Source organism: Fuchsiella alkaliacetigena (genome assembly GCF_023227765.1).
In the GTDB taxonomy this organism is placed as follows: domain Bacteria; phylum Bacillota; class Halanaerobiia; order Halobacteroidales; family Acetohalobiaceae; genus Fuchsiella; species Fuchsiella alkaliacetigena.
The window spans coordinates 1-1,495 of record NZ_JALKBZ010000111.1 but is presented as its reverse complement, the minus strand read 5'-3'; the positions used below and the strand labels follow the sequence as shown (position 1 = coordinate 1,495).

Genomic DNA, 1,495 nt, shown 5'->3' with positions numbered 1-1,495 from the left:
CTATTTAAGATGTTTTTAGATGATTTTATTGATAGAGATTGGGTTTCTGAAATAGATAAAGACGATATTGAGGTATTACCTACAGAATACATTGATCTAATAGGAGCTAACAGAGAAAATGATATAGTTTATAGAATAAAGTTGGATGATGAAGAGGCATTTGTCTTTATAATGCTAGAACATCAATCAAAGACTGATTTTTTGATGCCCTTTAGACTGCTAGAATATATGACTAGATTATGGAGAGTATATATTGACGAAAACGCTGATGAAAGCGAAAATAAACCTTTTAAACTACCTCCAATATTGCCAATAGTATTTTATGATGGTAAAGGTAGCTGGACAGCAGAAATTGAGTTTAAAGATAAGGTTAAACATTACGAGAGTTTTAAACAGCACATTCCTAACTTCAGCTATAAACCTATAGTTTTAAATAGTATCACTATAGAAGAATTAATAGAAAAAGGCAATGCAATATCTTTAATATTAGCTATGGATAAAATTAAGACTGTAGAAGATCTAAAAGTAATAAAGCAACTTAAAGAAGAGTATTGGGAAGCATTAAAGGAAAGCTTAAAACACAGTAATATATTAGAGAATGTTGCTTTGGCTATTAAGCACTTATTGTTAAAGGTTAATGTTCCGGAAGATGAAATTGAAGAAGTGTTAAAAGTCTTCAAAGAAGGGAAGGTGAGAACTATGTTCCAGATGATCGAGGAATATGATGTTCAAAAGGTAAGATCTGAGGAAAAAGCAAAAGCAAAAAAAGAAATGGCTCAAAAAATGTTAAGAAAAGGTATAGATATTCCAGATATAATTGATATTACTGGCTTAGATAAAGAAAAAATTGAAGAAATAAAAAAAGAGATAGGGCAGTAAATTAAAACTCTGGTTAACAGCCAGAGTTTATTATTGCAATTAAAGAGGGAGAAAGGCGAAGTAGACGTACTACAAAGGCTCAAGGATTTAGTTGACGTTATTAAGGATATTAGCGAAGAAGAATTCACTTCAATAAAGAGATGGCTTATCAATATATCAGCTCCACTTCTGCCGGCAGGAAAGAAAAAAGAGTTAGAGAGAATCATTGAAGAATCAAAACCTTGGGAGGTGGAAAATATGATTAGTAATTTTGCTAAAAACATCAATAGGCTCAGAGAAGAAGCAAAAGAGAAAGGATTGGCAGAAGGGAAGAAAGAAAGAGATTTAGAAATAGCTGAGAAGTTATTAGCAAAAGATATGGAAGTAGTAGAGATAATGGAGATAACAGGATTAGATAAGGATAAGATAGAAGAGATAAAAAAGAAAGCTCAGCATTAAGCTTGCTATAAATATTAGTAGAGATAAAGAGATCAGTCATTGAATTGGCTGGTCTTTTCTTGAATTAGTAAATGTATTGATTTGTTTACTTTAGTAGATTATAACCCGAGTTCGACAGTTCATAGGTATAAAATAACTATTTAGAGGTCAGAAACCTTGATATAGCAGGGTTTGTGAT

2 protein-coding genes are annotated in these 1,495 nt (G+C 31.4%); both read left to right on the top strand.

Translation table 11 applies throughout. From position 1 onward, the window contains the following. Positions 1–879: Rpn family recombination-promoting nuclease/putative transposase (locus tag MWH30_RS13700; protein WP_248664661.1), on the top strand; the 879-nt coding region annotated here is incomplete at its 5' end. A gap of 33 nt (positions 880–912) precedes the next feature. Further along, a complete protein-coding gene (locus MWH30_RS13695; RefSeq protein ID WP_248664660.1) occupies positions 913–1,317 on the top strand; it encodes an RpnC/YadD family protein in 405 nt (134 codons plus the stop codon). Positions 1,318–1,495: the final 178 nt, after the last annotated feature.